The organism is Pseudopedobacter saltans DSM 12145, from assembly GCF_000190735.1.
Taxonomy (GTDB): Bacteria; Bacteroidota; Bacteroidia; order Sphingobacteriales; family Sphingobacteriaceae; genus Pseudopedobacter; species Pseudopedobacter saltans.
On record NC_015177.1, the window covers coordinates 200,339 to 226,924 of the forward strand.

The 26,586-nt window shown below is 36.6% G+C and carries 22 protein-coding genes; 11 read left to right on the forward strand and 11 right to left on the reverse strand.

What is annotated here, in order from left to right; genetic code table 11:
• Positions 1–64: 64 nt before the first annotated feature.
• Both parS and PEDSA_RS00810 read left to right on the forward strand, forming a co-directional pair.
• The gene (parS, locus tag PEDSA_RS00805; RefSeq protein WP_013631249.1) at positions 65–556 is read left to right on the forward strand and encodes a type II RES/Xre toxin-antitoxin system antitoxin; all 492 of its coding nucleotides are present in this window, start codon (positions 65–67) and stop codon (positions 554–556) included.
• A gap of 2 nt (positions 557–558) precedes the next feature.
• Positions 559–1,014 carry an RES family NAD+ phosphorylase gene (locus PEDSA_RS00810; RefSeq protein WP_013631250.1) on the forward strand — a complete coding sequence of 152 codons (456 nt, stop codon included), beginning with the start codon at positions 559–561 and terminating at the stop codon, positions 1,012–1,014.
• Positions 1,015–1,061: 47 nt separating this feature from the next.
• On the opposite strand, the gene PEDSA_RS00815 is transcribed toward PEDSA_RS00810, so the two are convergent.
• Complete coding sequence (locus tag PEDSA_RS00815) at positions 1,062–2,039, reverse strand: LuxE/PaaK family acyltransferase (RefSeq protein WP_013631251.1); 978 nt, start codon at positions 2,037–2,039, stop codon at positions 1,062–1,064.
• Between the two features lie 240 nt (positions 2,040–2,279).
• Here PEDSA_RS00815 and PEDSA_RS00820 point away from each other — a divergent pair, with 240 nt between their 5' ends.
• Complete coding sequence (locus PEDSA_RS00820; RefSeq protein ID WP_041537193.1) at positions 2,280–3,266, forward strand: c-type cytochrome; 987 nt, start codon at positions 2,280–2,282, stop codon at positions 3,264–3,266.
• Between the two features lie 98 nt (positions 3,267–3,364).
• Here PEDSA_RS00820 and mgrA read toward each other — a convergent pair whose 3' ends face one another.
• Both mgrA and dnaE read right to left on the reverse strand, forming a co-directional pair.
• Positions 3,365–4,360 carry an L-glyceraldehyde 3-phosphate reductase gene (gene mgrA / locus PEDSA_RS00825; RefSeq protein WP_013631253.1) on the reverse strand — a complete coding sequence of 332 codons (996 nt, stop codon included), beginning with the start codon at positions 4,358–4,360 and terminating at the stop codon, positions 3,365–3,367.
• A 3-nt stretch (positions 4,361–4,363) separates the two neighbouring features.
• Entirely contained in the window at positions 4,364–8,728 is a 4,365-nt protein-coding gene (dnaE, locus tag PEDSA_RS00830) for a DNA polymerase III subunit alpha (RefSeq protein WP_013631254.1), read from the reverse strand.
• A gap of 302 nt (positions 8,729–9,030) precedes the next feature.
• Between dnaE and mdh the strand changes: the two genes are divergently transcribed.
• From mdh to PEDSA_RS00845, 3 genes are all read left to right on the forward strand, one after another.
• The gene (mdh, locus tag PEDSA_RS00835; RefSeq protein WP_013631255.1) at positions 9,031–9,969 is read left to right on the forward strand and encodes a malate dehydrogenase; all 939 of its coding nucleotides are present in this window, start codon (positions 9,031–9,033) and stop codon (positions 9,967–9,969) included.
• Positions 9,969–10,403, forward strand: a complete 435-nt coding sequence (locus PEDSA_RS00840) for an aspartyl protease family protein (protein ID WP_013631256.1) — start codon at positions 9,969–9,971, stop codon at positions 10,401–10,403. Before mdh ends, PEDSA_RS00840 begins: the two co-directional genes overlap by 1 nt.
• 111 nt (positions 10,404–10,514) lie before the next feature.
• Positions 10,515–10,931 carry a group III truncated hemoglobin gene (locus tag PEDSA_RS00845; RefSeq protein ID WP_013631257.1) on the forward strand — a complete coding sequence of 139 codons (417 nt, stop codon included), beginning with the start codon at positions 10,515–10,517 and terminating at the stop codon, positions 10,929–10,931.
• Between the two features lie 51 nt (positions 10,932–10,982).
• Here the strand turns inward: PEDSA_RS00845 and gyrB are convergent, their stop codons facing one another.
• The gene (gyrB, locus tag PEDSA_RS00850) at positions 10,983–12,941 is read right to left on the reverse strand and encodes a DNA topoisomerase (ATP-hydrolyzing) subunit B (RefSeq protein WP_013631258.1); all 1,959 of its coding nucleotides are present in this window, start codon (positions 12,939–12,941) and stop codon (positions 10,983–10,985) included.
• Positions 12,942–13,162: 221 nt separating this feature from the next.
• On the opposite strand from gyrB, the gene PEDSA_RS00855 reads away from it, so the two are divergent.
• On the forward strand, positions 13,163–14,083 hold the full coding sequence (locus tag PEDSA_RS00855; RefSeq protein ID WP_013631259.1) for a DUF58 domain-containing protein: 921 nt from the start codon (positions 13,163–13,165) through the stop codon (positions 14,081–14,083).
• Between the two features lie 30 nt (positions 14,084–14,113).
• Here PEDSA_RS00855 and PEDSA_RS00860 read toward each other — a convergent pair whose 3' ends face one another.
• The 7 genes from PEDSA_RS00860 to PEDSA_RS00890 form a co-directional block, all read right to left on the reverse strand.
• Positions 14,114–14,950, reverse strand: a complete 837-nt coding sequence (locus tag PEDSA_RS00860) for a mechanosensitive ion channel family protein (protein WP_013631260.1) — start codon at positions 14,948–14,950, stop codon at positions 14,114–14,116.
• Positions 14,940–16,133 carry an aspartate aminotransferase family protein gene (locus tag PEDSA_RS00865; protein ID WP_013631261.1) on the reverse strand — a complete coding sequence of 398 codons (1,194 nt, stop codon included), beginning with the start codon at positions 16,131–16,133 and terminating at the stop codon, positions 14,940–14,942. Before PEDSA_RS00865 ends, PEDSA_RS00860 begins: the two co-directional genes overlap by 11 nt.
• Before the next feature lie 56 nt (positions 16,134–16,189).
• On the reverse strand, positions 16,190–16,615 hold the full coding sequence (locus PEDSA_RS00870) for a hypothetical protein (protein ID WP_013631262.1): 426 nt from the start codon (positions 16,613–16,615) through the stop codon (positions 16,190–16,192).
• A 7-nt stretch (positions 16,616–16,622) separates the two neighbouring features.
• Positions 16,623–17,192, reverse strand: coding sequence for a hypothetical protein (locus PEDSA_RS00875; RefSeq protein WP_013631263.1), 570 nt, complete (start codon positions 17,190–17,192; stop codon positions 16,623–16,625).
• Between the two features lie 31 nt (positions 17,193–17,223).
• Positions 17,224–17,766 carry an RNA polymerase sigma factor gene (locus PEDSA_RS00880; protein ID WP_456095376.1) on the reverse strand — a complete coding sequence of 181 codons (543 nt, stop codon included), beginning with the start codon at positions 17,764–17,766 and terminating at the stop codon, positions 17,224–17,226.
• 71 nt (positions 17,767–17,837) lie between these two features.
• The gene (locus tag PEDSA_RS00885) at positions 17,838–18,791 is read right to left on the reverse strand and encodes a transketolase family protein (protein WP_013631265.1); all 954 of its coding nucleotides are present in this window, start codon (positions 18,789–18,791) and stop codon (positions 17,838–17,840) included.
• 29 nt (positions 18,792–18,820) lie between these two features.
• The gene (locus tag PEDSA_RS00890; protein ID WP_013631266.1) at positions 18,821–19,666 is read right to left on the reverse strand and encodes a transketolase; all 846 of its coding nucleotides are present in this window, start codon (positions 19,664–19,666) and stop codon (positions 18,821–18,823) included.
• 205 nt (positions 19,667–19,871) lie between these two features.
• Between PEDSA_RS00890 and PEDSA_RS19375 the strand changes: the two genes are divergently transcribed.
• The 4 genes from PEDSA_RS19375 to PEDSA_RS00910 are packed head-to-tail and all read left to right on the forward strand — an operon-like array spanning position 19,872 to position 26,549.
• The gene (locus PEDSA_RS19375; RefSeq protein ID WP_013631267.1) at positions 19,872–22,400 is read left to right on the forward strand and encodes a collagen-like domain-containing protein; all 2,529 of its coding nucleotides are present in this window, start codon (positions 19,872–19,874) and stop codon (positions 22,398–22,400) included.
• Positions 22,401–23,582 (forward strand): gliding motility-associated C-terminal domain-containing protein, encoded by a 1,182-nt coding sequence (locus PEDSA_RS00900; protein WP_013631268.1) that lies wholly within the window; start codon positions 22,401–22,403, stop codon positions 23,580–23,582.
• A complete protein-coding gene (locus tag PEDSA_RS00905; RefSeq protein WP_013631269.1) occupies positions 23,582–24,541 on the forward strand; it encodes a PorP/SprF family type IX secretion system membrane protein in 960 nt (319 codons plus the stop codon). Before PEDSA_RS00900 ends, PEDSA_RS00905 begins: the two co-directional genes overlap by 1 nt.
• A gap of 1 nt (position 24,542) precedes the next feature.
• Entirely contained in the window at positions 24,543–26,549 is a 2,007-nt protein-coding gene (locus PEDSA_RS00910; protein WP_013631270.1) for an OmpA family protein, read from the forward strand.
• Positions 26,550–26,586: the final 37 nt, after the last annotated feature.

Below are 26,586 nucleotides of genomic sequence, written 5' to 3' on the forward strand. Positions count from 1 at the left end.
AAATTGTTGGGAAATTTTATTTTCATGACAAAAATACATATATTAGTGGATAAATGTCGTAATAATGAAAAAGCAACAATTAGAAGAGCCTTTAGCAGAATACATCACAGCAATGGATGTTGCTAATAATGCATTTATAGGAATGTTGGGTGGGGGTGGCCTGTTGGGAATGCATCAGAAAATAAAGTCTGATTTCGATTTGTTGGAGCTTACAAGAAAAGGTCTTCCAAAGAAGGCTATTTTGGCACTTGCAAAAAAAATATCTTTTCCTATTCAAGAGCTGGCTAAAGTAATGCACATTTCCGAGCGAACTTTCCAACGTTTCGATGAAAAGGAACTTGTAAAGCCAGAATATTCTGAAAAAGCTATAGAATTGGCGAAGTTGTATCTGAAAGGCGAAGAGGTTTTTGGTTCTTTAGAGCGGTTTAAAACCTGGATGAAAACGCCTTCAGTATTTTTTAGGAATGAAACCCCAGTATCTCTATTGGATACCTCTATTGGTTTTAGTTTAGTTAAAGAAGAGCTTGGCCGTATAGAGCATGGCATTTTCGCTTAAATATGTTGTTATTTAGATTGACCCGTAAAAAATATGCAGATGATTTAAGTGGTACTGGAGCCAGACTAAACGGTGGCAGATGGAATAATGTGGGGACTTCAATGGTGTATCTAACTTCGTCGAAATCACTGGCTGTTTTAGAAGTATTGGTTCATCTGTCATTTGATTTAATGCCTGAAGATTTTTATATGGCCACTTACGATGTGCCAATGGAAGAAACTCTGGAAATTGAAGCACACAAGCTTCCTTCTGGCTGGAAGGAAATCCCCCATCAGAATTGTACCCGGAGTATAGGGGACAGGTTTATTAAAGATGCTGAGTTTTTTTTATGTAAGGTTCCATCTATTATTATTAATGATGAATTTAATTACCTTCTTAATCCGGCTCATCCATCAATGGGAAAGGTAAAGCTGGTGAACTTAGAGAGTTTCGTATTTGATGCAAGATTAAAAGGTTGAATTTAATTGTAACTGGTAATAAATGTTCACCGTATTTTTAATTAACATTAGCTGATCAACAAGTTGCATCCTCTTATATCGCTATTATCGAATCGACCTAAAATTTCAAAAGTATTCGGGCTTAATATTTTTCCTAAATCCTGGGTGGCAATAAAGGAACAGGAGTAAATATTGGCCAGATCAATAACATTAATACCACCCGTTTTATTATTTTCTAAAATGGTCAATGGATCATTAATATCGCGGGTAATAATCTTCATCCATTTTGGGCTTTCGAAAATGCCGTTACCAAATGAGTATCCTTGAGACAGAAGCTCTGTCATTCCATATTCTGAATGGATAGTTTTTACCCCGAAACCATTGCATAAAATTTTATGTAATTCTTCACGAACCATTTCTTTTCTTTTACCTTTCATGCCACCTGTTTCCATAACAATAAGTTCTGGAAAATCGATTTGATATTTTTCTATAAAATCAAGTAAAGCGTAGGTAACACCAATTAATATTGTTTTCTGTCTGGATTGTTTTAGTTTTTGCAATTTATTGAATAATAAATCATGTTCATAAAGCAGGAAACCACTGTCTGGATGTTCACTTAGGTTAATCAGGTCTTCTACCATGTAAATTAGTGAGGAACCTTCTCTTTCCAGATAGCTTGGTAGAAGGGCTATAATACATAGATTCTGAGGGGTTCCATAAAATTGTGTGAAAGCTTTTTGGTAACTTTTTATATACCAGTTTATATCTTTTACAAAATGTTTGCTTGTTTTTGATCCTGTTGTTCCTGAGCTGCTAAAAATAATATCATATGAGTCATTCGAATTGATAATTTGATGGCTTTTGAAGAATTCAATTGGTAAAAATGGTATCTGGCTATAGTGGTCGACTTTATCAATTTTTAAATTCTTTATAAATTCTTTATAAACAGGAATATTTTGTTTTTGAAATTGGTAAACCTGAAGCGATATATCGTTGAATTCTTCTTCTGAATTGATTTTGAAAATTGTGTCGAAATCTATGTTCATGTTACAAAAGTAACATATGTACGGGTATTTTCATTTTCAGGTATTCCATTATCTGTTTGTAAAGCATTAAATTTTTAGTGTAGGTATGCCCAAATAGATGATAACTGTCAATATTCTTCTGTATTACAAAAAGATATTTTGTATATGAAATGTCTTTTTGTTAATTTTAATTGATTGATAATGAGAATTGTATATGTTTTTGTTTTTGAGAACTACCAATTAAAAAACCAAATACCAAATATGAAAAAAATAGGAAAAATAGCAGTATGGCTAGTTATTGTCTTGGTATTTATGGGAATAATATTGCTTGGTTATGTGAAATTCGGTTTGCCCGACGTTGGACAGGCAGCTGATCTTAAAATAGAATCAACAGCCGAACGTCTTGAACGTGGTAAATATCTGGCTAATCATGTTTGCCTTTGTATGGATTGCCATTCGGTTCGAGACTGGTCTAAATTAAGCGGTCCGGTAGATATGAATAGTTTCGGCGCAGGAGGTGATCGTTTTGACCATAATATGGGTTTGCCAGGAATTTATTATGCCTCTAATATTACACCGCATGGTCTAAAAGATTGGACTGATGGCGAGATTTACAGGGCAATAACCAATGGTGTAACGAAAGATAACAGGGCGCTATTCCCAATCATGCCTTATCAGCATTTTATGCAAATGGATCCTGAAGATGTTTATTCGATTATAGCTTATATTCGAACATTACCGACTAAGGAAAGTGAGATAAAAGCTTCGGAATCGGATTTTCCAATGAATTTTATCATTAATACGATTCCACAAAAAATGGATATAAAAATAGTGAAGCCTTCTGCTAATGATCAAATTGCTTATGGTCGTTATTTAGTCAACGCAGCATCTTGTTCAGATTGTCATAGTAAAATGGAGAAAGGAAAGCCGGTATCCGGTATGGATTTCGCAGGAGGGAATGAGTTTAAATATCCTGATGGAAAGACATCAAATTTTTCGGCGAACATTACACCGGATACGGAAACTGGTATTGGTTTATGGACGGAAGAGCAATTCGTAAATCGTTTTGCAGCTTATCGTGAAATAAAGGAAAATCCAAGAGCGGTATCAAAAGGGGAATTTCAAACAATTATGCCGTGGATCATGATGAGTGGGATGAATGACAGCGATTTAAAAGCGATTTATGCTTATTTACGTACAATAAAACCAGTTAGGAATAAAGTTACACCCTTCGTTACCGCAGACTGATGAATAATTGTGTCAATAAATAGAGACTTTTTTCTTTGAGAAGGTCTCTATTTATTAGTGAGCTGTGGTTTTAAATAAACTATTACAGATAATTGTATTTATCTATTTAAAATATTGTTTATGGAAATCAGCTCCTCTTCGCTAAATGTTGTATTTCTAATGCTGTTTAAAGAATCTAACAACTGCTCTGAAGAACTTGCGCCAACTAGAACGCTCGTTACTCTTTTATCTTTCAATAGCCATGCAATAGCCATTTGGGCTAAAGATTGATTTCTTTGTAAAGCTATTTCACTCAGCTGTTTAGCTTTTTCTATTTTGTCGGGCGTTGCGTAAGCTTCGGTTAGAAAACCATGAGCCTTTGCCAGTCTAGAATTCTCAGGAATACCTTTTAAGTATTTATTAGTTAATAATCCCTGGGCTAAGGGAGAGAAAGGAATACAGCCGATTTGTACTTTTTCGAGCGTATCTAACAGGCTTTTCTCTACCCATCTTTCAAACATCGAATATTTGGGCTGATGGATAAGGCAAGGTGTGCCCAATTCCTTTAAAATTGCTGTTGCTTTTAGAAATTCAGGAGTATTGTAGTTACTTAAACCCACATAAAGAGCCTTTCCCTGGCGAACGATTAAATCCAATGCGGCCATGGTTTCTTCTAAAGGCGTTTCAGGGTCGGGCCTATGATGATAGAAAATATCTACATACTCCAATTGCATCCTTTTTAGGCTTTGATCCAGACTGCTAACCAAATATTTTTTTGAGCCCCAATCGCCATAAGGTCCCTGCCACATGGTATAACCCGCTTTTGAGGAAATAATCATTTCATCCCGATAGGAAGAAAAATCTTTCTTAAGTATTTTTCCGAAATTGGTTTCCGCAGATCCGGGAGGAGGGCCATAATTATTTGCCAGATCGAAATGTGTAATACCGTTGTCGAAAGCAGTTCTTATAATCTGATTTGATGTCTCAAAGTTGTCTACATCTCCGAAATTATGCCAAAGTCCTAAAGAAATTTCAGGAAGTTTAATGCCGCTGTTTCCACAGCGGCGATAATTCATTTCTTTATATCTCGATTCTGATGTCTGATAATCTTGCATGTATTAATTGAGTTTATAATCTAATTCCAGATTATCTAATTTAGATAATAACTCGTTACAAATATTAATTTTTTGCGATCTGCTTTTCATATTAAGGAGTACCCGTTCACGCATATCCAGGATCGTGAAATTTAGTTTTTTACTTCCAGAATAGTTAGTAAATATACTTTCAAGATCTTTGGTCAATTCTACTGATATATGTTCGATATTTAATCGGATATCCAGACTTGTCGATTGTTTTTCCAGGACATCCCTTAGGTCTGTAAATTCAGAAAATGAGATTCGGGGTTTCTTAGAACCATCAGCATTGTTGTAATAAGATACATTGCCTTTGATCTGTAAATAGTTGTTAGGAACAAGGTGATGTTTGTGTTTTAAATAATCATCACGATAGATCGCAAACTCATAGCCATCATCATATCCTTCCAATTTAAAGAAAGCCCAGCCGCGGCCATCTTTAGTAACCATATGTCTTACGGAGGACACAATTCCTCCTACTTTAAATTGAAAATCGAGGCCTTTATCGATATCATTAAAAATATTCAGATTTCCGGCAGAGCAGTATTTTTCTAAAACAAATTTATAATCATCCAGCGGGTGACCGGAAATGTAAATACCTACTACATCTTTTTCTTTCGCGAGTTTCTCCATCGTTCCCCATTCGTCACAAGCAGGAAGTGTAGGCTCTGGTATTTCAACAGCACTTCCACCACCAAATAAGCTGGCTTGAGAAGAGTTTTCATTCTCTTTATATTTTGCGCCGTACTTAATGGCTTTTTCCATTAAGATTGAGCCATCTCCGTCATCGAAGAAATATTGCGCTCTGTGTGTACCTTCAAAACAGTCGAAACCTCCGGCTAAAATCAGATTCTCGAAAGCTTTTTTGTTTGCTGCTCTTAAATCTATACGTTTAGCCAAATCGAAAATGGATTTGTATTGTCCTGATTTTCTATTTTCAATAATGGTTTCTACCGCTCCGGCACCTACACCTTTAATTGCTCCCATTCCAAAACGGATGGCATACTTATCGTTTACTGTGAATTTATAAAAAGACTCGTTAACATCCGGGCTTAATACTTCCAATCCCATACGCTTACATTCTTCCATAAAGAAGGTTACCTGTTTTATATCGTTCATGTTGTTGGAAAGTACTGCCGCCATATATTCCGCCGGATAATGAGCTTTTAAATAAGCCGTTTGGTAAGCTACCCAGGCATAGCAGGTAGAGTGGGATTTGTTGAAAGCGTAACTTGCAAAAGCTTCCCAGTCTTTCCATATTTTTTCTAGTACTTTTTCGTCGTGACCATTTTCACCAGCTTGTTTGATGAATTTTGGTTTCATTTTATCCAATACATCTTTTTGCTTCTTACCCATGGCTTTACGTAAAACGTCTGCCTCGCCTTTAGTAAAGTTGGCCAGCTTTTGAGAAAGAAGCATAACCTGCTCCTGGTACACCGTGATACCATATGTTTCTTTAAGGTACTCTTCGCAGGCATCCAAATCGTAGGTGATGGGTTCTTCACCATTTTTTCTTCTGACGAAGGAAGGTATATACTCCAGTGGCCCCGGACGGTATAATGCATTCATGGCAATTAAATCTCCGAAGACTGTAGGTTTTAGTTCCTTCATGTATTTTTGCATTCCGGGAGACTCGTACTGGAATATACCAACGGTTTCACCTCTTTGGAATAACTCGTACGTCTTGACGTCGTCTATCGGGAATTTATCAGGATCAAGTTCAATCCCGGTTCTATATTTCACCAGTTTTACAGTATCCTTAATAAGGGTTAACGTTTTTAACCCCAAAAAGTCCATTTTTAATAATCCCGCACTCTCTACTACAGAGTTATCGAATTGAGTAACATATAAATCGGAATCTTTTGCTATGGAAACAGGAACGAAATTCGTGATGTCGTCTGGTGTAATAATTACTCCACAGGCATGTATTCCGGTGTTTCTAACAGATCCTTCCAATACTTTAGCCTGTTGGATGGTTTCGGCACTTAAATCGCTTCCAGAAGCTAATTCTTTTAATTGCTGTACGCCTTCCAATTCTTCGGAACGAAGAACGCTACGCAAAGCCTGATCGTCCATGTTGAAAATCTTATTCAACTTTAAGTTGGGAATCAGCTTTGCAATTTTATCCGCCTCGAATAATGGCAAATCCAGTACGCGGGCGGTATCACGAATAGACGATTTGGCTGCCATGGTACCGTAAGTGATAATTTGCGCCACCTGATTGGCTCCGTATTTGTCAATAACGTATTTCATTACATCACCTCGACCTTCGTCGTCGAAGTCGATATCAATATCGGGCATGGACACACGATCTGGGTTCAGGAAACGCTCGAAAAGTAAATCGTAAGCTATAGGGTCCAGGTTAGTAATACCAAGGCAATAAGCTACAGCAGACCCGGCAGCTGAACCACGGCCCGGGCCTACGGAAACTCCCATATCACGAGCAGCTTTGATAAAGTCTTGTACAATAAGGAAATAACCCGGATATCCGGTGCGTTCTATAGTTGCCAATTCAAAATCTAAACGCTCGCGAATTTCTTGAGTAATTTCCGGATAACGGCGTTTGGCACCTTCATAAGTAAGATGATGAAGATATTTGTTTTCTCCTCTTTTACCACCATCGATTTCATCTTCTGCAACCTGAAATTCTTCAGGAATATCAAACTTAGGTAACAAAACATCACGCTGAAGTTTGAATATTTCGATTTTATCTACAATTTCCTGAATATTGACTATAGCTTCGGGCAAGTCCTGGAACAATTTCTTCATCTCGTCCTGAGACTTGAAATAGTATTCCTGGTTTGGCATTCCGAATCTAAAGCCGCGTCCGCGTCCAATGGGAGTGTTTATCTTCTCGCCATCTTTTACACATAGCAAAATATCGTGTGCATGGGCGTCCTTTTTATTGATATAGTAAGTATTATTGGTGGCAATCAGTTTTACCTGATGCTTTCTGGCTAATTTGATTAAGGTTTGGTTTACACGATTTTCATCTTCTTGTCCGTGGCGCATTACCTCGATATAAAAATCGTCTTTAAAAGTGTTTTTCCACCAAATTAAAGCGTCTTCCGCCTGAATTTCACCAACATTTAATATCTTATTTGGGATTTCTCCATAAAGGTTACCAGAAAGTACTATAATATCTTCTTTGTACTTTTCTACTATGGCTCTGTCTATTCTAGGTACGTAATAGAAGCCGTCAGTATAAGCTAAGGAAGACATTTTAGCTAAATTATGATAGCCATTTTTGTTCTTAGCAAGCAATACAATTTGATAGCCGTTATCTTTTCTAGTTTTGTCTTTATGATTATCGCAAACGAAAAACTCACAACCTAGAATTGGTTTTATAATCTGTTCTGTAGGAGTTTCTCCTTTTTCTTCAGCTTCGGTATTTTTTGCCTGCGCTGATTTATTATGATTTAGAACGTTGTTAACAAAATGGAAAGCTCCCATCATGTTCGCATGATCGGTAATGGCAACTGCCTGCATTTTATTTTTTACAGCTGCTTTTACCAACTCAGCAATAGATGTTGTCGATTGTAAAATGGAGAACTGAGTATGGTTGTGAAGATGAACAAAATCGACGTCTGTTAAATCTACAGCAACTGTACTTCCGTCACTTTGTGAAGTTTCCTGTGCGCTTTGCCTTTTTCTGATTGCGTCAGAAGCTTCTTTCAGATTTACGTGTTGTAAACCCAGTGGTTGAATGATTCCGGCGTTATATTCCTGGAATTTTAAAAAGTAAGTGGTATCAACCTGGAGTTCTTCTACTGTGAAAACTTCTCTTTTAATTAACTCTAAGAAACAACGAGTAGTGGCTTCAACGTCGGCAGTAGCATTATGTGCTTCTGCAAATGGGACATTGAATAAATATTCATGTAATTCAGTAAGTGTGGGTAATTTAAATCTTCCGCCTCTACCGCCAGGTAGCTGTAATAAGTTGGCGGTGATTTCTGTACAGGTATCAAGAACAGGAAGTTTTGATAAAGCGGATTCGACTCCATATCTATGGAATTCTGCTCCCATGATATTGATATCGAAACCAATGTTTTGACCAACAACAAATTTAGTTTTACTTAAGGCTTCGTTGAATTTATCTAAGATTTCTAAAAGTGGAACACCTTGTTCTCTTGCTAAATCGGTGGAAATACCATGAATTCTTTCTGCGTCGTATGGAATATCAAAACCATCTGGAGAAATCAAGTAATCCTGATGTTCTATCAGATTACCCATTTCGTCATGTAACTGCCAAGCTATTTGAATACAACGCGGCCAATTGTCTACATCTGTAATTGGCGCATCCCATCTTTTTGGTAATCCTGTCGTCTCGGTATCAAATATCAAATACATAGTAAAGAATTTAGCAGAATAGTAACATTAAGAGCATTTTTAAAATTAGTTTTATAAATTTGAATATGCTCTGAAATCTCATCCAAAATTATCAAAAATCGGTGTCATTTTTCAGTTATGATATCAACATTCGGATGTGGATTAAATTGGAGCAAACAATACCTTGTAAAATAGGTTTTTATAGAAGGAGTGCTGTGAAGCATAATTTAGGATTCCAATAAATTCTATTCGATATGTGCATTTCTGTTGCATTGGGATTCGATTAACGAGGAAAGTTCATTCATCATTAATTATAGAAAACCATGAAAATTACTGTAGTAGGAGCCGGCGCCGTAGGTGCAACCTGTGCCGATAACATTGCAAGAAAAAAGCTTTCGGAAGAGCTGATTCTTTTAGATATAAAAGAAGGGTTGTCGGAGGGGAAGGCTATAGATATGATGCAAACAGCGGCTCTGTTAGGTTTTGATACAAGGATTAAGGGGGTTACTAATGATTATGCAGCTACGGCTGATTCAAGTGTTGTCGTGATTACTTCAGGTTTACCAAGAAAACCCGGTATGACCAGAGAAGAGCTAATAGGAACTAATGCGGGAATTGTTAAATCTGTTACTGAAAATATTCTTAAATATTCTCCCTGCACTATTATTATAGTGGTTTCAAATCCTATGGATACCATGAATTATCTGACTTTGAAAGCATCAGGGTTGCCTAAAAATAAAGTTTTAGGAATGGGCGGTGTGCTTGATTCCTCAAGATTTAAATATTACCTAAGTCAGGAATTAGCCTGTTCTCCTGCCGATTTAAATGCGGTTGTAATTGGGGGACATGGTGATACGACCATGATACCTTTGATTAAACATGCGACGTGGAACAGTATACCGGTAACCAATTTTCTATCTGAAGAACAACAGCAGAAAATAGTAGCAGATACGATGGTAGGAGGGGCGACACTTACAAAATTAATTGGAACTTCGGCCTGGTATGCGCCTGGTGCAGGAACTGCCGCGATGGTTGAATCCATTGTTAGAGACGAGAAGAGATTGCTTTCCTGTGGTGTGTATCTGGATGGAGAATACGGGCAAAATGACGTTTCTCTGGTTGTTCCGGTTGTGCTTGGTAAAAATGGTTGGGAAAAAATCGTTAACTTCGAACTTAACGAACAGGAAAAGGAAACTTTCAAAAAATCTGCAGATGCTGTTAGAGGTATGAATCAGGTTTTGAAAGATGAAAAGATTATATAATGGAAGAATTCATTATTCCTCTGCAGTTAATTAATTTGCAGGGTGATGGCTTCCACCTTTTGGTGGAAGTTTTTGTTTACGGACAAAGTTTCAATTTGGTTTTAGATACAGGAGCTTCGAAAACCTCCTTAGATAAGGATACGATAACTCTTTTGCTAGAGGGGGAAGATACTATACAACATTTACCTGATCAGCATGCGGTAGGTTTGGGAACAACAACAATGGAAAGATATATTGCTGTGTTGCCAGAATTTAAAATAGGTGATTTAGGTATTACTGCTTACGAAGTGCCAGTATTTGATTTAAGTACCATAAAATATGCTTATGAACAACTTAATCTGCCTTCTGTAATAGGAGTTTTGGGTGGCGATATTTTAGTTGAATATCAAGCGGTTATTGATTATAAATCTTTAATTATGAGATTGTGTAAATAGTAGAAATGTGATAATGATCATGTGAATATATATTTCGTAAAAGCATCTTTGTAAGATGATAGGGAAGAGAACTATTTGTATAGGGTTTATGTGTTTTGAGATATGTAGCTTATGAAAAAGGATATAGAAACTATGACGGATATCCAGCTGTTAGTGGATAACTTTTATGATAAAGTAAATAAAGATGAAATGCTTTCTCCAATATTTAACGAAGTTGCGAAAGTAAACTGGGAAAAGCATATGCCAATTATGTATAAATTTTGGGCTTCCACTTTATTAGGAGAGCAAGGATATGTAGGTAATCCAATGGATGCACATTTTAGGCTGAATGAAAAAAGAAAATTGGAAGGAGAGAATTTTAGTCGTTGGAAAAGCCTGTTTGTAGAAACTGTCAATGAGCTTTTTGAAGGAGAAATTGCAAATAGGGCAAAAAAAAGTGCTTTTGCTATAGCGGATTTAATGTTTTATAAACTGCAAAACTACGAGCAATCTGCTGGTGTAAATATTGGTGAAATACGCAGACAATAAAAAACCGGACCTAAATCCGGTTTTTTATTGTCTGCGTATTTGCTTTAAATATTACAAGTCTATTTTGGCATATCTTGCGTTCTTTTCAATAAACTCTCTTCTGGGTGCTACCTCATCACCCATTAACATAGAAAAAATTCTATCTGCCTCGGCAGCACTTTCGATAGTTGCCCTTTTTAGGGTTCTGGTTTCAGGATTTAATGTAGTTTCCCATAATTGTTCCGCATTCATTTCTCCTAAACCTTTGTAGCGCTGTATGTGTACACTATCTTCTTTTCCACCACCTTTTAATCTTTGAACGGCGGCATCACGTTGTACATCATTCCAGCAGTATTCGAACTCTTTTCCTTTTTTAACCTGGTATAAAGGAGGAGCTGCAATATAAATATTTCCCGCTTCGATAAGTTGTTTCATATATCTGAAGAAGAAAGTTAGAATCAACGTAGTAATGTGAGAACCGTCAACGTCGGCATCCGTCATGATGATTACTTTATGGTATCTCAGTTTTTCAAGATTCAATTCTTTTTCATCTTCCGCTGTACCAATGCTTACACCTAAAGCGGTAAATATATTTTTGATCTCGTCGTTCTCATAGATTTTATGTTCCATGGCTTTTTCTACGTTCAGTATTTTACCTTTTAAAGGTAAAATCGCCTGAAAGTCACGGTTACGACCTTGTTTAGCAGTACCACCTGCAGAATCTCCCTCTACAAGGAAAAGTTCGCAAACATGAGGATCTTTATTCGCGCAATCGGCCAGTTTACCAGGTAATCCCGATCCGCCCATAACGTTTTTACGTTGTACCATTTCCCTGGCTTTACGGGCAGCGGCTCTGGCGGTGGCAGCTAAGATAACCTTGTTAACGATAAGTTTGGCTTCCTTTGGGTTTTCTTCCAGGAAGTTTCCTAAAGCTTCTCCTACAGCGATATCAACAGCACCAGTAACTTCTGTATTGCCTAGTTTTGTTTTGGTTTGTCCTTCGAATTGAGGTTCTTGTACCTTAACGGAAATAACTGCTGTTAAACCTTCTCTAAAGTCATCCCCGGTAATTTCTACCTTAAGGTTTTTTAGGAGGCCAGATTTCTCTGCATAAGACTTTAATGTTCTGGTAAGGCCTCTTCTGAAACCTGCTACATGGCTACCTCCTTCTATTGTGTTGATATTATTCACATAGGAGTGAATATTTTCGTTGTAAGAATTGTTATATGTAAAAGCAAGCTCAACAGGTATACCATTTTTCTCACCTTCAATATATATAGCATCCGGAATTAAAGGTGTTCTTGTAGAATCCAGGAAAGTTACGAATTCACGTAAACCACCTTCGCTATAAAATTCTTCAGAAAGAAAAGAACCATCTTCTTTAACTTCTCTTTCGTCAGTTAGGACTAAACGAATTCCTTTATTTAAGAAAGCAAGCTCTCTTAATCTTCCTGCTAAAGTGTCGAATCTATATTCTGTAGTTTGCGTGAAAATTTCAGGATCTGGTTGGAAAGTTTGAATGGTTCCGGTACGGTCACTTTCGCCAATCACTTTTACGTCGAATAAAGGTTTTCCTCTTTCGTATTCCTGAGTAAATATTTTTCCTTCCCTATGAACAACTGTTATTACGTGTGTAGAAAGTGCATTTACACAACTTACACCCACACCATGTAAGCCACCAGATACTTTATACGTGTCTTTATCGAATTTACCACCGGCGTGAAGTACGGTCATTACAATCTCAAGGGCGGATTTGTTTTCTTTTTTGTTTATACCCGTTGGAATACCGCGGCCGTTATCTTCTACAGTAATTGAATTGTTTTTATGTATAGTGACAAGAATATCTGTACAATAACCGGCTAAAGCCTCATCGATAGAGTTGTCTACCACTTCATATACTAAGTGGTGTAATCCTTTAACGCCAGTATCACCAATATACATGGCAGGACGTTTTCTTACAGCCTCTAATCCCTCTAGTACCTGAATGTTATCTGCTGAATAATTTGAATTTTTTTCTATTGCTTCACTCATGATTTATAAAGTAATAACTTCAAAAATAAGCTTTTAAGACGGATTTTAGGGTAAGATGTGGATAAATATCTTGTTACGTGATTTTCCGGGTTAATGTGTTGATTTACAGAGTTTTTTGTGGTGTTTTTTAAGGTTTGTTTTTGCACATTTTTATCAATTTACGGAATGACCTTTTTTTTATCGAATTTTACCTAAATTAATTGACATCTAGATGTGTGAATATGCTGAATAAAATTAATTTGGAAGATCTTAAAGAAGGAGTAAACATTGAGCTACTTGCTAGACAGGTGGTCGAAGGTTTTATTACTGGTTTGCACAAAAGTCCTTTTCATGGTTTTTCCGTTGAGTTCGCAGAACACAGATTGTATAACGAAGGAGAATCGGTAAAAAATGTTGATTGGAAACTGTTTGCAAAAACAGAAAGAATGTTTACAAAGAGGTTTGAGGAGGAAACTAATTTAAGATGTCATTTAGTGCTGGATGCATCTTCATCAATGTTTTATCCTGAACATTCCCTTAATAAATTTCAATTTTCTGCCTTGTGCTCTGCAGCAATCATAAACTTATTGAAAAAGCAGCGGGATGCTTTTGGACTAACCGTATTCGCTGAAGATGTGGAAATATTGACCCCAGCGAAATCTACCATTGCTCACGAAAAATATATATATCATCAGCTGGAGAAATACTTAAATGAACCTGTGCGAAATAAGAAAACGAATATTGTTGTTTGTCTGCATAAAATAGCAGAAAGTTTACCCAGACGTTCTATGATTGTTTTGTTTTCAGATTTATTCGATAATTTTTCCAATGAAGAGGATTTATCTGATGTCTTTTCGGCATTCCAGCATTTAAAGTTTAATAAGCATGAAATAATTGTATTTAATGTTTTGGAAAAGAAACATGAGCTGGAATTCGATTTTGAAAACCGACCTTACCATTTTATAGATTCTGAAACTGGCGATCAAATAAAGTTAAACCCGGCGTACCATATGAAGGATTACAGAGAAAAAATGGCCAGTTTTAAAAATAATATAGACATTAAATGCGCCCAGTTAAGGGTAGATCTGGTTGATGCCTATTTGGAAGATGGTTTTAACCCTACATTGAATGCATGGTTAATCAAAAGAAATAGAATGTCATAAAGAAGGGCTGTTTAAATTAGCCCTTCTTTGTTATGATGCTTTTTGATAAACATGCACAGTGGTATAAGAACTAGGCTGCGCAATTTTATTTTGGTCAAAAGCCTTCTTCACTGCTTCAATCTTTTCGGTTTCTAAAGCTGATAATATTGTTGTATTTACAAGAGCTGTTGCTTTTAGACTTACAATGTTATTACTTACTGAACTTACTACAATAGACGGAGTTGTTCTATTTAGCACTCTATCATCGTTGAAAATTACTTCTTCGATTATTTTTCTTGCCAGATCGATATTGTCACCATAATTTATATTAAATATCCAGTCGATTTTTCTGGAACTTTCTACAGAGTTATTGATTATAACATCATTATATAAAGCACCGTTTGGAATAATAACTGTTTTTAGATTCGAGGTTTTTAAAACTGTATGAAAAATCTGAATTTCTGCAACAGTACCTGACACTCCTTTGGCTTCAATATTATCTCCAACTTTAAAAGGTTTAAGAAGGAGGATTAAAACTCCGCCTGCGAAATTTGACAAGCTTCCCTGCAAGGCCATACCTACCGCCAGACCTGCAGCTCCTAATAAAGCAAAGAAAGAGGTCATTTCTATGCCTAAGGTTGTTAGCACTGTCATGATTAACAGTACAGTAAGCGCATTATGGATAATGCTTTTTAGGAAAAGTTGTAACGAGATATCAACTTTATTTTTTTGGATAATGGCAGAAAAAGCTTTGTCTATCAGCTTTATTACTTGTTTGCCCACAAACCATATTAAAATAGCTTTAATTAAACCTATTCCAACTTCGGTCCCTTTTGTAACTAAAAATTGCTGTACCGTTTCCAGGTAGCTAATCGTCTCAGACGTCATAAACTGTATCTATTGTTTTTTTAATGATATTGCAAGCGTTAATTATTTCTTCGTTAGTAATTGTTAGAGGAGGGGCAATGCGCATTGCCGTTTCGCAGTGTAAGAACCAATCAATAATAATTCCTTCTTTTACGCACAGAGAACTGATTTTTTCTACGTTCTCGAATTTATCTAACTGTATTGATAACATTAATCCTAGACCTCTTACTTCTTTAATTTTTGGGTGTGCTAAATGTTTTCTGAACAAAGCTTCTTTCACTGATACGGTTTGGTGCAATCGCTCCTTTAAGATAATTTCCAGACTGGCCAAACCAGCAGCACAGCTTACCGGATGACCTCCAAAAGTTGTAATATGGCCCAGAATTGGATTGTCTTTTAAAGAGTCCATTATCTCTTTCGAAGAGATAAATGCACCAATAGGCATTCCTCCTCCCATACCTTTTGCAACCAATAAAATATCAGGAACTAAGTCATAATGTTCGAAACAGAAAAGTTTTCCAGTTCTACCGAAACCAGTTTGTATCTCGTCTAAAATTAATAGTGTGCCTGTTTCAGAACATTTTTTTCTAAGTTTTTTAAAATAGGATTTATCCGGAACTCGAACTCCTGCTTCCCCCTGGATGGTTTCCAGAATGACAGCTGCGGTTTTTTTCGTAATCAGGTCTAATTGATCTTCGTTATTAAGATCTAAAAAACCAATATTGGGAAGTAAGGGACGATAGGCTTGCTTGTAATATTCATTCCCCATAACGCTTAAAGCTCCATGAGTGCTTCCGTGATAGGCTTTGTTGAAAGCCAGAATTTCAGATCTTCCGGTATACCTTTTTGCAAGTTTTAAAGCGCCTTCTGTAGCTTCGGTTCCAGAATTGGTAAAGTATACTGAAGAAAGGTCTTCCGGTAAAACAGTGGATAAAAGATGAGCGAAATTAACTTGAGGAGATTGAACATATTCGCCATAAACAGTAACATGGAGATATCTGTCCAGTTGCTTTTTGATAGCCTTTATTACTGCGGGATGCCGATGCCCGATATTGCTAACTGCAAATCCAGATACAAGGTCTAAATATTTTTTACCATCGACATCGAATATGTAGTTACCTTCTGCTTTTTCGATTTCCAAAAATCGCGGGTTGTTGGATGTTTGTGCAGTGTTTAATAGAAATAATTGTTTCTGACTAAGCATGTACAAATATACACCAATATGAGATCTTCATGTCGTCAGAAACAACTAAATTACATCTATTTCTTTTTGAGTTGTTGCATAAGCTCTTCTCTGAAATCTCTTTCAGAAGAATACATTGTACTAAGTTGCTCTGAGCTTAAAATCGCTTCAAATTTTTTCTTATACTCTTGTTTAACATCCAATATTTTAGACTCGAAAGAGAAATCTGTATCCACCTGTTTTCCAGGATTTGCTTTATTCTGCTCTCTTATCCTTCTGCGTTCGGCATAAACATTTCTTAACGCTTGTTGATAACTGGAGTATAGAGGAATAAACTTATTTTCCACAGCATTCGGAAGCTGAAGTTTCTTTATTACAAATTGAAGTTTTAACGCATCAATTTTTTCCCATTTCTCTCTGTCATTGGAATGAGAAGGTCTTTCTTGTGCCACTAAGCTATTGAAAGATAGTATTAGTAAAACAATAACTAGCAAATTTTTCATAGCACTTTTATAAATGATTGATATGATTTTCCAAAGAGGATAAATCATCGGTATTTGTGTTTTCTAAAATAAGTTGAATATCATTAGAGTCTGAATACATATTCAGATAATCTATTATTTCCTGATCCGGTATTTTCGCTATTTCTGTATCGATATTTGTTTTTTGCTGACTGAAATACAGTGCTAAACCTGTTGATATCATAATCAATATGGCAGCTGCGTATCGGATTAAGTTTCTACTAAAAATAGAACGGATATTGTTTTTCTGAGTTGGTTCCTCAACCGATGCTAAAATCTTGTTTTCTAAACTTTCGAAATACTGATCAGGAACTTTAAATATACTGGATCCATTTTCAGGAAGAACTACTTGTGAAAGAACCTGTTCTTCTAATGTCTGGAAATAATTTTCAGGGGTTTTAAAAACGCCTTCTTTCTTAATATCATCCAATTTAACATTCGATAATATTTGATCATGTAAATTATCGAAGTAATTTGGTTTTACTAAGAATGGATTAGTTCTAAGGCCTTCTAAGAAAGTTCCATCCATTTCTCCATTACTATTTACTTCTTCTTTCATACTTCTACAGAGTCAATAAATCAGAAAAGGTTTAATCTGATGTTAACAAAAATTTTTCAATTTTCTTTACGGCAAGGTGGTAAGACGTTTTTAAGGCGCCTACACTTGTACCCAGAATATCAGAAATTTCCTGAAATTTCAAATCATCATAATATTTCATATTAAATACCAACCTTTGTTTTTCGGGCAATGCAAGAATCGCTTTTTGCAGTTTTTTCTGAATAGCTTCGCCAGAAAAGTAATTATCATCATTTAATGAATCTTCCAGCTTTTCGGCTAATTCTTCGTATGAAATATTCAAATGATTTTTTTTCTTGTTCAGGAAAGTAATACACTCATTAGTTGCTATTCTATATATCCACGTGTATAACTGCGAATCCTGTCGAAAAGAATTAATGTTCTTCCATACTTTTATAAATACTTCCTGAACAATGTCGTCGGCATCATCGTGATCGATAACCATTCGTCTTACATGCCAGTATATTTTTTGCTGATATTTTTTCAGTAATATCGAAAACGCTTCATGGCGTTTCGACTCTTCCTGAAACATGTTTAACAATTCTGAATCTTCTATCAACATAAATTATATCAAATAAAAAAGCCGAAGTAAAACTCCGGCTATTAATATCTAAAAAAATAAAGAAACTATTTACGTTTCATTACTTTTTTTACAGCTTCAACAATATTAGAACTGTCTAAACCATATTTTTTCATTAATTCAGCAGGAGTACCGCTTTCACCAAAACTGTCATTCACAGCAACAAATTCCATAGGAGTAGGTAACTCTTTTGCTAATAATTGTGCAATACTTTCTCCTAAACCTCCGTACCTGTTGTGTTCTTCGCAAGAAACAACACATCCCGTTTTCTTAGCTGAATTTAAGACAGCTTCTTCGTCAAGAGGTTTAATGGTGTGAATATTTATAATTTCAGCATTAATTCCTTCTTCTGCAAGTTTTTCGCCTGCTAAAATAGCTTCCCATACTAAATGTCCTGTAGCAAAGATACTTACATCAGTTCCTTCATTAACCATCCATGCTTTTCCAATTTCGAATTTTTGATCTGCAGGGGTGAAAACAGGGATAACCGGACGTCCAAATCTTAGATAAACAGGTCCTTCGTAATCTGCAATAGCAATTGTTGCTGCTTTAGTTTGATTGTAGTCACAAGGATTTATAACTGTCATCCCCGGTAACATTTTCATCATACCAATATCTTCAAGAATTTGGTGGGTAGCACCGTCTTCTCCTAAAGTTAAACCTGCGTGAGAAGCACAAATTTTTACATTTTTACCAGAATAAACAACAGACTGTCTGATTTGGTCATAAACCCTACCTGTAGAGAAGTTAGCAAAAGTACCAGTGTAAGGAATTTTGCCACCTATAGTCATACCGGCAGCCATACCAATCATGTTTGCTTCTGCAATACCTGTTTGAACGAATCTTTCCGGAAATTCTTTTTGGAAGTCGCCCATTTTTAATGAGCCAATTAAGTCAGCACAAAGACCAACAACATTTTCGTTTTTCCTTCCTACCTCTAACAAACCAGCACCGAAACCAGAGCGAGTGTCTTTTTTCTCTGTATATGTATATTTTTTCATTGCAATTATCGTGATAAATTAAGTTTTGATTAGTAGTCTCCTAAAGTCTCTTCTAATTGAGCTAAACCAGCCGCAAGTTGTTCTGCATTTGGAGCTATACCATGCCATTTATGAGAACCTTCCATGAAATCTACACCTTTACCCATTTCGGTTTTCATAATGATTGCAATTGGTTTGCCGTTTCCGGTTCTGGATTTAGCCAACTCTAAAGTTTCTACGATTTCTGTCATGTTGTTTCCGTCTGCATGTAAAACTTCCCAACCAAATGCTTCAAATTTTGCGCCTATATCACCTAAGCTTAATACTGAAGAGGTAGGACCGTCTATCTGCTGACCGTTAAAGTCTACAGTAGCAATTAAATTATCTACTTTGTTATGCGGAGCAAACATAATAGCTTCCCAGTTTTGGCCTTCCTGAAGCTCACCATCACCATGTAAACTGAAAACAACAGAATTATCTTTGTTTATTTTTTTGGTTAAAGCAGCACCAATTGCTACCGATAAACCTTGGCCAAGAGATCCGGAAGCAACTCTCACTCCAGGTAAATGTTCGTGAGTTGTAGGGTGCCCCTGTAATCTGGAATTTAATTTTCTGAAGGTTTTTAACTCTTCTACATCGAAATAACCAGATCTAGCTAATACGCTGTAAAAAACTGGCGATATATGTCCGTTTGATAAGAAGAAAAGGTCTTCTCCGATTCCGTTCATATTGAACTTAGGGTCATGTTTCATTACTCTGAAGTATAGAGCAACCAAAAAATCTGTACAACCTAATGAACCTCCAGGGTGGCCTGACTGGCAGTCGTACACCATTCTAATGATATCTCTTCTAACTTGAGAAGCAACTTTTTCTAATTCTTTAATTTCTTTAGCCATTTTTCGTTAAAACATAAAAATCGGGCTAATGTAACTATTTTATTGTTAAATCGTATAAAAAAAACAATTGTAAAGCTGTAAATGTTTTTTTAAATTGATTTAAAATATTTAATTTATAAAATTATATATTGTTTTCAGTTTTGTAATTGTAAATGTTTTTTGTTTAATGATATTATGTGATTTTTTTATAGTTTATATTTAATCTATGGATAAAGCTTTACCTAAAGGAACTTTCTTGAAAAAAATCCCAATTCTATTTTTTTTGCTATTTGGAAGTGTGCAATTATGGGCGCAATCTGGATCGGTAGGAATTGGAACAAGGTCTCCAAATGAGAATGCCATATTAGATGTTTCCTCCAAGGAAAAGGGGGTTCTTGTTCCAAGGTTATCTGATGGAGAGAAGAATGTACTTTCAACGAAATTGGCATTACAGGATAAAGGACTATTGATTTTTAATACTTCTACAACCCAATTTAATTATTGGGATGGTATTGCCTGGATCGCAATCACAAATGGCGACGGAATTAGAGGAACTATTTGGTTTACTGGGCCAAATAATCCAAGTTCTTCCTATCCAGTTAGCCCAAATCATCAGGATATGTATTTGAATACTGCTTCGGGAGATGTGTTTAAATATGACAATAGTGGCTGGAACCCTATTGCCAATTTAAAAAACGGAGCAGTAGGACCAAAAGGTGATAAAGGGGATCCGGGAACAAAAGGAGACAAAGGTGATCAGGGAATTCAGGGATTATCCGGAGAAAAGGGCGAGCAAGGCGTTCAAGGGATACAAGGTATTCCGGGAATTCCTGGTCCAAAAGGTGATAAAGGGGAGGTGGGAGATCAGGGACCTCGGGGAGAGATAGGTCCAGTTGGACTGCAAGGAGAAAAGGGGGCACAGGGAGAAAAGGGTGACCAGGGGGCTAAAGGGGATAAGGGGGAAAAAGGAGACAAAGGTGACCAGGGGCCGTTATGGTTTACCGGTACAGATGATCCACAAAGGTTATCACTTTCGGGAATAAGAGAGGGAGATCTGTTTCTTGATACAAATACAGGCAAGGTATATCGGTTTGAAGGGGGGCGTTGGTCTGCGCCAGTTGCGAACCTGACAACAGGTGTTTTGGGACCTCGTGGAGAAAAAGGAGATCAGGGTGCTTTGTGGTTTACAGGAGATAAAGATCCATCTGGATTATTATTATCTGGTTTAAGAGAGGATGATTTGTATTTGGATACAAGTACAGGAAAAGTATATAGATATAAGGCGGATGGCTGGTCTCTGCCTATTGCAAATTTAACCACAGGAGTTGTTGGACCGATGGGGCCTCAAGGGCCAGTGGGTAATAAAGGTGAAAAAGGCGATACAGGCCCTCAAGGAGCACAGGGAGTACAAGGCGCAAGAGGAGATAAAGGAGAGCAAGGGCCGACGGGTCCTCAAGGGCCAAGGGGAGATAAGGGCGACCGTGGAGATCAGGGGATTCAAGGTATTCAGGGAGCGCAGGGTTTACAAGGAGTTAAGGGCGACCAGGGACCGCAGGGACTGAAAGGGCCACAAGGAGACAAGGGAGAAAAAGGAGATCAAGGGCCAATAGGTCTTACAGGTCCAAAAGGAGATCGAGGTGATCAGGGTTTGCAGGGGCCAAAAGGGGATAAGGGAGACAAAGGAGACAAAGGAGATCAGGGTACACAGGGAATCGTTGGACAGACTGGTCCCATTGGACCTCAAGGGATTCAAGGACCAGCGGGTCCACAGGGAGCGATTGGACCAAAGGGGGATAAAGGTGATATAGGTCCCATTGGACCTACAGGCTTGACTGGTCCGGCAGGATCTAAAGGTGATCAGGGATTAAAAGGTGAGAAAGGGGATAAGGGTGATAAAGGCGATCCGGGAGTTCAAGGAGCCGTTGGGTTAACTGGGCCTATTGGCCCACAAGGAATTCAGGGGCCGGTAGGAGCTGTCGGGCCAGAGGGCCCGCGGGGTTTTAAAGGAGACAAGGGGGATAAAGGCGACAAGGGGGATAAAGGCGACACTGGAGAAATAGGGCCGGTTGGGCCAATTGGACCTCAAGGGCCACAAGGTATTAAAGGGGATGGAGGCAATGTTTGGCATGAGGGATCCTCGGTGCCAGATGAGTTATTAGGCAGTATTGGTGATTTATATTTAGATAAATTAAGCGGTGATGTTTATAAAAAAACAGGTCAATTTGTGTGGGAAAAGACTGCTAATATTAAAGGACCTGTTGATACTTCAACATCCTGGCAGATAAACGGTAACACGGGGACAAATCCGGAGATATCGGGGGCATCAGGATCATTTTTGGGTACTAAAGATGCAAAGGACTTAGTTTTTGCGACAAATAATATAGAGGTAATCCGTATTAAGTCCTCAGGAAATGTTGGGATAAGCCAAAGTTCACCTCTGGCGAAATTTCATGTAAATGGAGATCTTTATTTGGGGTCTGCCGGAAGCATATTGAAGGGAATTGCTAAAGGTACATTTACATTTTTAGGAGAATCAATTGCACCTGGATCTGCAGTTAAGAAAAATATTTCTTTAGGTAGGGTAAGTCTAGAGTCTGTAATAACAGTATCTCCTAATCAAGAACTCCCTGACGGTGTAACAGTTTCTTATGTCAGGGGCATTTCAACTAATCAAATAGAGGTGAAATTATATAATTCGAGTACCAATATAGTGGTTTTGCCTGATGTTGTTTTCAATGCTGTAATTATTAACTAGATGATGAAAATTGCAGCTATCATATCAATGTGGTTGTGCACTATGAACTTATGTGCTCAGGTGATTATCCAAAAAGGGAGTGGGGTGATCATCCAAAATGGGGTAGAAGTAGTTGTGGGATCAGACTTTATTAACGAAGATGAAATACAAAATGATGGAACTTTGAGACTTACCGGCAACTGGGAAAATAAAAATAAAAATGGGGGATTGATAGATTCAAAGGGAGAAGTGGTGCTTATAGGGGGAAATCAGGAATTAAAAGGAGACTATCCGATGTCTTTTCCTTCACTAAAGCTTTCCGGTACAGGTATTAAAGTTGTCTCTCAAAATGTGCGAATTTTCAATCTTTTAGATTTAAGCGATAGAGAACTAAGTTTGATAGGTCGCAAACTAACTTTGTCAAATGCATCAGAAAGTTCGCTGAATAGGAGCAGCGGTTTTATAAGTTCAACAGAAGGAGGTTTTTTCTATCGTAAATTAGGACAATCAGGGAATTATTTATATCCCATGGGAGCGAATGATAATGGACAATTTTTATATAGACCAATCGAAATAAATTCGCCTTCTAATGAAGGAAATACAGTGGGTATTTCTTTCTTAAAAAAAGATCCAAATACGGCGTATTATTATCGAGAAAGTCGAAAGGATAATATTTCTGATGTAAACTTTAAATTTTATCATGTTATAGATAGAACTGATGGGGATTCCCGAATGAAGGTGAATTATTTTTATAATAATGAGGATGGATATGCTTCATTGGCTAAATGGAAAGATAGTTTTTGGGAAAACTTATCTTTAAATAAGTCGTTGGATTTAACTTCTCCGGATTTAAATAAACAGTTTATTTTTGAAATTGATGACTCTTTTAAAACTGTTCCTATAGCATTAGCTAGTGTAAAAGACGCTCATAATCTTGTTTTTTATAACAGTTACTCGCCAGACGGAGATGGAAAGAATGATACTTGGACCATAGGTAACATAGACGGCTATCCAGAAAATGAAATTACTATTTTTAATAGATGGGGAGGGGAAGTTTTTAAGACAAAATCCTTTTCTTCGTTGAATAGATGGGATGGATCATCATTAAATGACGGAACGTATTATTATTTGTTAAAAGTGAAAATTGGAGACGAATATCGGGTGTTTAAAGGGTTTATTTCATTAGTAAAGAATCAAAAGTAATGAAAAGGTATCTTATACTTTTTTTTATTGTGATATCAATAAGCTTAGAGGCTCAGGCACAGCAAGATCCTCAATTTTCTCAATATATGTTTAATAATTTGATTATTAATCCAGCGTATGCCGGATATAAGGAAAACTGGAATGTAAGTGCTGTTTACAGAAATCAGTGGGTTGGAGTAGAAGGCGCTCCTAAAACACAAACTTTTATTTTAGACGGGTCGCTGGCTAAGGACAAAGTAGGTTTGGCTTTAGGCGTAATAAACGATAAATATGGATTAAGAGGAAAGTTCTCTGCATATGTTAATTATTCTTATAAACTTTTAGTTGGCGAAGAAGGTACTCTCGCTTTAGGTTTGGCGGGAGGAATTTCACAATTCACATATGATTCCGATAAGGCAACCTATGAAGAGGAGCAGGAACGAGATTTTCTAAATGGTAAATATACCTATATGGAACCAGAAGCGAGATTTGGCATACATTATAGTACAAATCGGTTTTTTTTCGGTGCCTCGGTTACCAACCTTTTTTCTCAAATGTTTTCAAAAGAAGGCTCAATACGCAATATAGTTACTAATCAGAATAATCATTTCTTTCTCTCATCGGGTTATCTATTTGATATTAACGACTACCTGAGGTGTAAACCTACTATTTTATTGAAAGAAGATTTTAAAGGACCAACTGGTTTGGACGGAAATTTGAATTTTTTAGTAGCAGATAAAGTCTGGATAGGAGGATCTTACAGAACAAATATAGATATTTGGAAAAAAGAAGTTGAAAGTCTAAGTGGAAGTTCAGTTGTAGGAATGTTTCAGTTTGTAGGTGATACATGGAACATAGGTTATTCATATGACTATTCAGCTGCAACTTTAAGGAGCTTTAACTCTACACACGAAATTAGTTTGGGCTTTGTTTTAGGTAAAAATAGAAACTTAAAAATCTTGAATCCAAGATATTTTTAATATGAACTTCAAAAAAATATTTTATATCTGTCTTTTTATATCGGCATCAGGATATTTATTAAGTCCTTCTAAATTAAAATCTAATGATTTAGAAAAGGCCAATGCATACTATGATAATTTGGATTACTATTATGCTATAGATATTTACGAGAAATTAATAAAAAAGAAGCCATCGTTAGATGTTGCAGAAAAATTAGCTAACTGTTATAGATTTGTAGGAAGGACACAGGAGGCAGAACAGACATATAAAAAGGTTATAACTTTCCCGAATTTCGATCCGGTGAACTATTTTTATTACGCTAATGTATTAAAACAGAACTCGAAATTTGAGGAAGCGAAGCATTACTATTTAATGTATGGAGAAAGAGTTCCGAAAAAAGCTGAGTTGGCACTTACTCAGGCAAATTCGTGTGATGCAGCTCGTTTATGGTTGGATAATCCTGATAAAACGGTAGAAATTTCAAATGTAGAGGCTTTGAACTCTAGCGCTTCAGATTTTTCACCAGTTATTTTTAATGACGGTATTCTGTTCTCTTCCGATAGGGCATTCGTTGCTGCGAACGAGAAAAAAAGTAAAGATAAAATTTCGGGGTGGACAGGTAATTCTTTTATGAAAATCTATCAGGCTGTAGGCGAGAATCCACAGGGAGAAAATTACAAATTAAGTTTATTGCCATCACACATCAATAAAGATTACCATAATGGTCCTGCGGCAATTAGTTGGGACGGACAATATTTGGTGTTTACGCGTATTGGAAATGTGAATAAAAAAGAGTTGAGAAATGTGAAAAATCCTATAGTTAGAAAAGAGATTTACTTTTCAGAAAAGAAGAATGGGGTTTGGACTGAAACACAACCATTTCCGTATAATAGTAATTTTAAGTATTCTGTACAACACCCTACCTTAAGTCCAAACGGGAACATATTGTATTTTTCTTCTGATATGCCTGGTGGATTTGGAGGAATGGATTTATATTATTCAGTAAAAATAGATGGAAAATGGACGGTTCCGGTAAATTGTGGAAATAAGATCAACACGGCTGAAGATGAAGCTTTTCCTTACGTAAGGCAAGACGGTAAATTATTCTTTGCGTCTAAAGGGCACATTACATTGGGAGGATTGGATATATTTTCTGCTACTGGCGAAAAAGGTGAATGGGATGAACCTGAGAATTTAAAAGCTCCTATCAATTCTCCAAAAGATGATTTCGGAATTACTTTTTTTTCAGATAATACCACCGGATTATTTACTTCCAACAGAGTTGGAGGGAAAGGTTTGGACGATATTTATCATTTTTCCAGAAAAGAGGAAACTAAACCAGAAATAATCTGCGTAGTGGCTGGTAAGGTCGTAGAAAATGGAACAAATGACCCTATATCTGGACTTCGTGTTTATCTGGTAAATAAAAGTAAAGGTGAAGAAAAGTCGGTTCTTTCTAAAGAAGATGGTACTTTTTCTTTTGATTTGGAAAAAGAAACTGACTACGTTTTGAGAGGAGACTCTGATAAGTTTTTATTAAAACAGGAAGGACAACTATCAACAAAAGGAATTAAAGAGTCTACCATTTTTAATGTTAGGTTCGAAGTGGAAAAAGCAGAGGACGCCTATTTGGTGAAATTAAATAACATTTATTATGACTTTGATAAATATACCATTAGGAAAGATGCAGAGCCGGAATTAAATAAAGTATTGGCGTTTATGAAGAAAATGCCTTACGTCAATATAGAACTTCGGGCCCATACCGATTCGAGAGGGAAAGCTTCTTATAATATGTTATTATCAGAAAATAGAGCGAATTCCGCTAAACTGTTTCTGTTAAACGGAGGCGCAGACGGCTCAAGGTTGTTGGCTAAAGGATTTGGAGAGACACAACTATTAAATCATTGTAAAGACGGTGTTAAATGTACTAAAGAAGAGCACCAATTAAATAGACGAACCGAATTTAAGGTAATTAAGATCAATCCGGTTCAGGCAAATCACCAATCAAAAACAAGTAAATTGAGATAATAAAACTCCGCGCTTTAGCGGAGTTTTTTGTTATTAT

Excerpts from the sequence above, each read along its gene's own strand:
- dnaE (WP_013631254.1), bottom strand. The coding sequence starts at position 8,728 with ATGTATTTGATATTTGATACCGAGACGACAGGATTACCAAAAAGATGG.
- PEDSA_RS00885 (WP_013631265.1), bottom strand. The coding sequence starts at position 18,791 with ATGAAAAAATATACATATACAGAGAAAAAAGACACTCGCTCTGGTTTC.
- PEDSA_RS00875 (WP_013631263.1), bottom strand. The coding sequence starts at position 17,192 with ATGAAAGAAGAAGTAAATAGTAATGGAGAAATGGATGGAACTTTCTTA.
- PEDSA_RS00890 (WP_013631266.1), bottom strand. The coding sequence starts at position 19,666 with ATGGCTAAAGAAATTAAAGAATTAGAAAAAGTTGCTTCTCAAGTTAGA.
- PEDSA_RS00840 (WP_013631256.1), top strand. The coding sequence starts at position 9,969 with ATGGAAGAATTCATTATTCCTCTGCAGTTAATTAATTTGCAGGGTGAT.
- parS (WP_013631249.1), top strand. The coding sequence starts at position 65 with ATGAAAAAGCAACAATTAGAAGAGCCTTTAGCAGAATACATCACAGCA.
- PEDSA_RS00865 (WP_013631261.1), bottom strand. The coding sequence starts at position 16,133 with ATGCTTAGTCAGAAACAATTATTTCTATTAAACACTGCACAAACATCC.
- mdh (WP_013631255.1), top strand. The coding sequence starts at position 9,031 with ATGAAAATTACTGTAGTAGGAGCCGGCGCCGTAGGTGCAACCTGTGCC.
- mgrA (WP_013631253.1), bottom strand. The coding sequence starts at position 4,360 with ATGCAAGATTATCAGACATCAGAATCGAGATATAAAGAAATGAATTAT.
- PEDSA_RS00820 (WP_041537193.1), top strand. The coding sequence starts at position 2,280 with ATGAAAAAAATAGGAAAAATAGCAGTATGGCTAGTTATTGTCTTGGTA.
- PEDSA_RS00845 (WP_013631257.1), top strand. The coding sequence starts at position 10,515 with ATGAAAAAGGATATAGAAACTATGACGGATATCCAGCTGTTAGTGGAT.
- gyrB (WP_013631258.1), bottom strand. The coding sequence starts at position 12,941 with ATGAGTGAAGCAATAGAAAAAAATTCAAATTATTCAGCAGATAACATT.
- PEDSA_RS00815 (WP_013631251.1), bottom strand. The coding sequence starts at position 2,039 with ATGAACATAGATTTCGACACAATTTTCAAAATCAATTCAGAAGAAGAA.
- PEDSA_RS00855 (WP_013631259.1), top strand. The coding sequence starts at position 13,163 with ATGCTGAATAAAATTAATTTGGAAGATCTTAAAGAAGGAGTAAACATT.
- PEDSA_RS00860 (WP_013631260.1), bottom strand. The coding sequence starts at position 14,950 with ATGACGTCTGAGACGATTAGCTACCTGGAAACGGTACAGCAATTTTTA.
- PEDSA_RS00910 (WP_013631270.1), top strand. The coding sequence starts at position 24,543 with ATGAACTTCAAAAAAATATTTTATATCTGTCTTTTTATATCGGCATCA.
- PEDSA_RS00870 (WP_013631262.1), bottom strand. The coding sequence starts at position 16,615 with ATGAAAAATTTGCTAGTTATTGTTTTACTAATACTATCTTTCAATAGC.
- PEDSA_RS00905 (WP_013631269.1), top strand. The coding sequence starts at position 23,582 with ATGAAAAGGTATCTTATACTTTTTTTTATTGTGATATCAATAAGCTTA.
- PEDSA_RS19375 (WP_013631267.1), top strand. The coding sequence starts at position 19,872 with ATGGATAAAGCTTTACCTAAAGGAACTTTCTTGAAAAAAATCCCAATT.
- PEDSA_RS00810 (WP_013631250.1), top strand. The coding sequence starts at position 559 with ATGTTGTTATTTAGATTGACCCGTAAAAAATATGCAGATGATTTAAGT.
- PEDSA_RS00900 (WP_013631268.1), top strand. The coding sequence starts at position 22,401 with ATGATGAAAATTGCAGCTATCATATCAATGTGGTTGTGCACTATGAAC.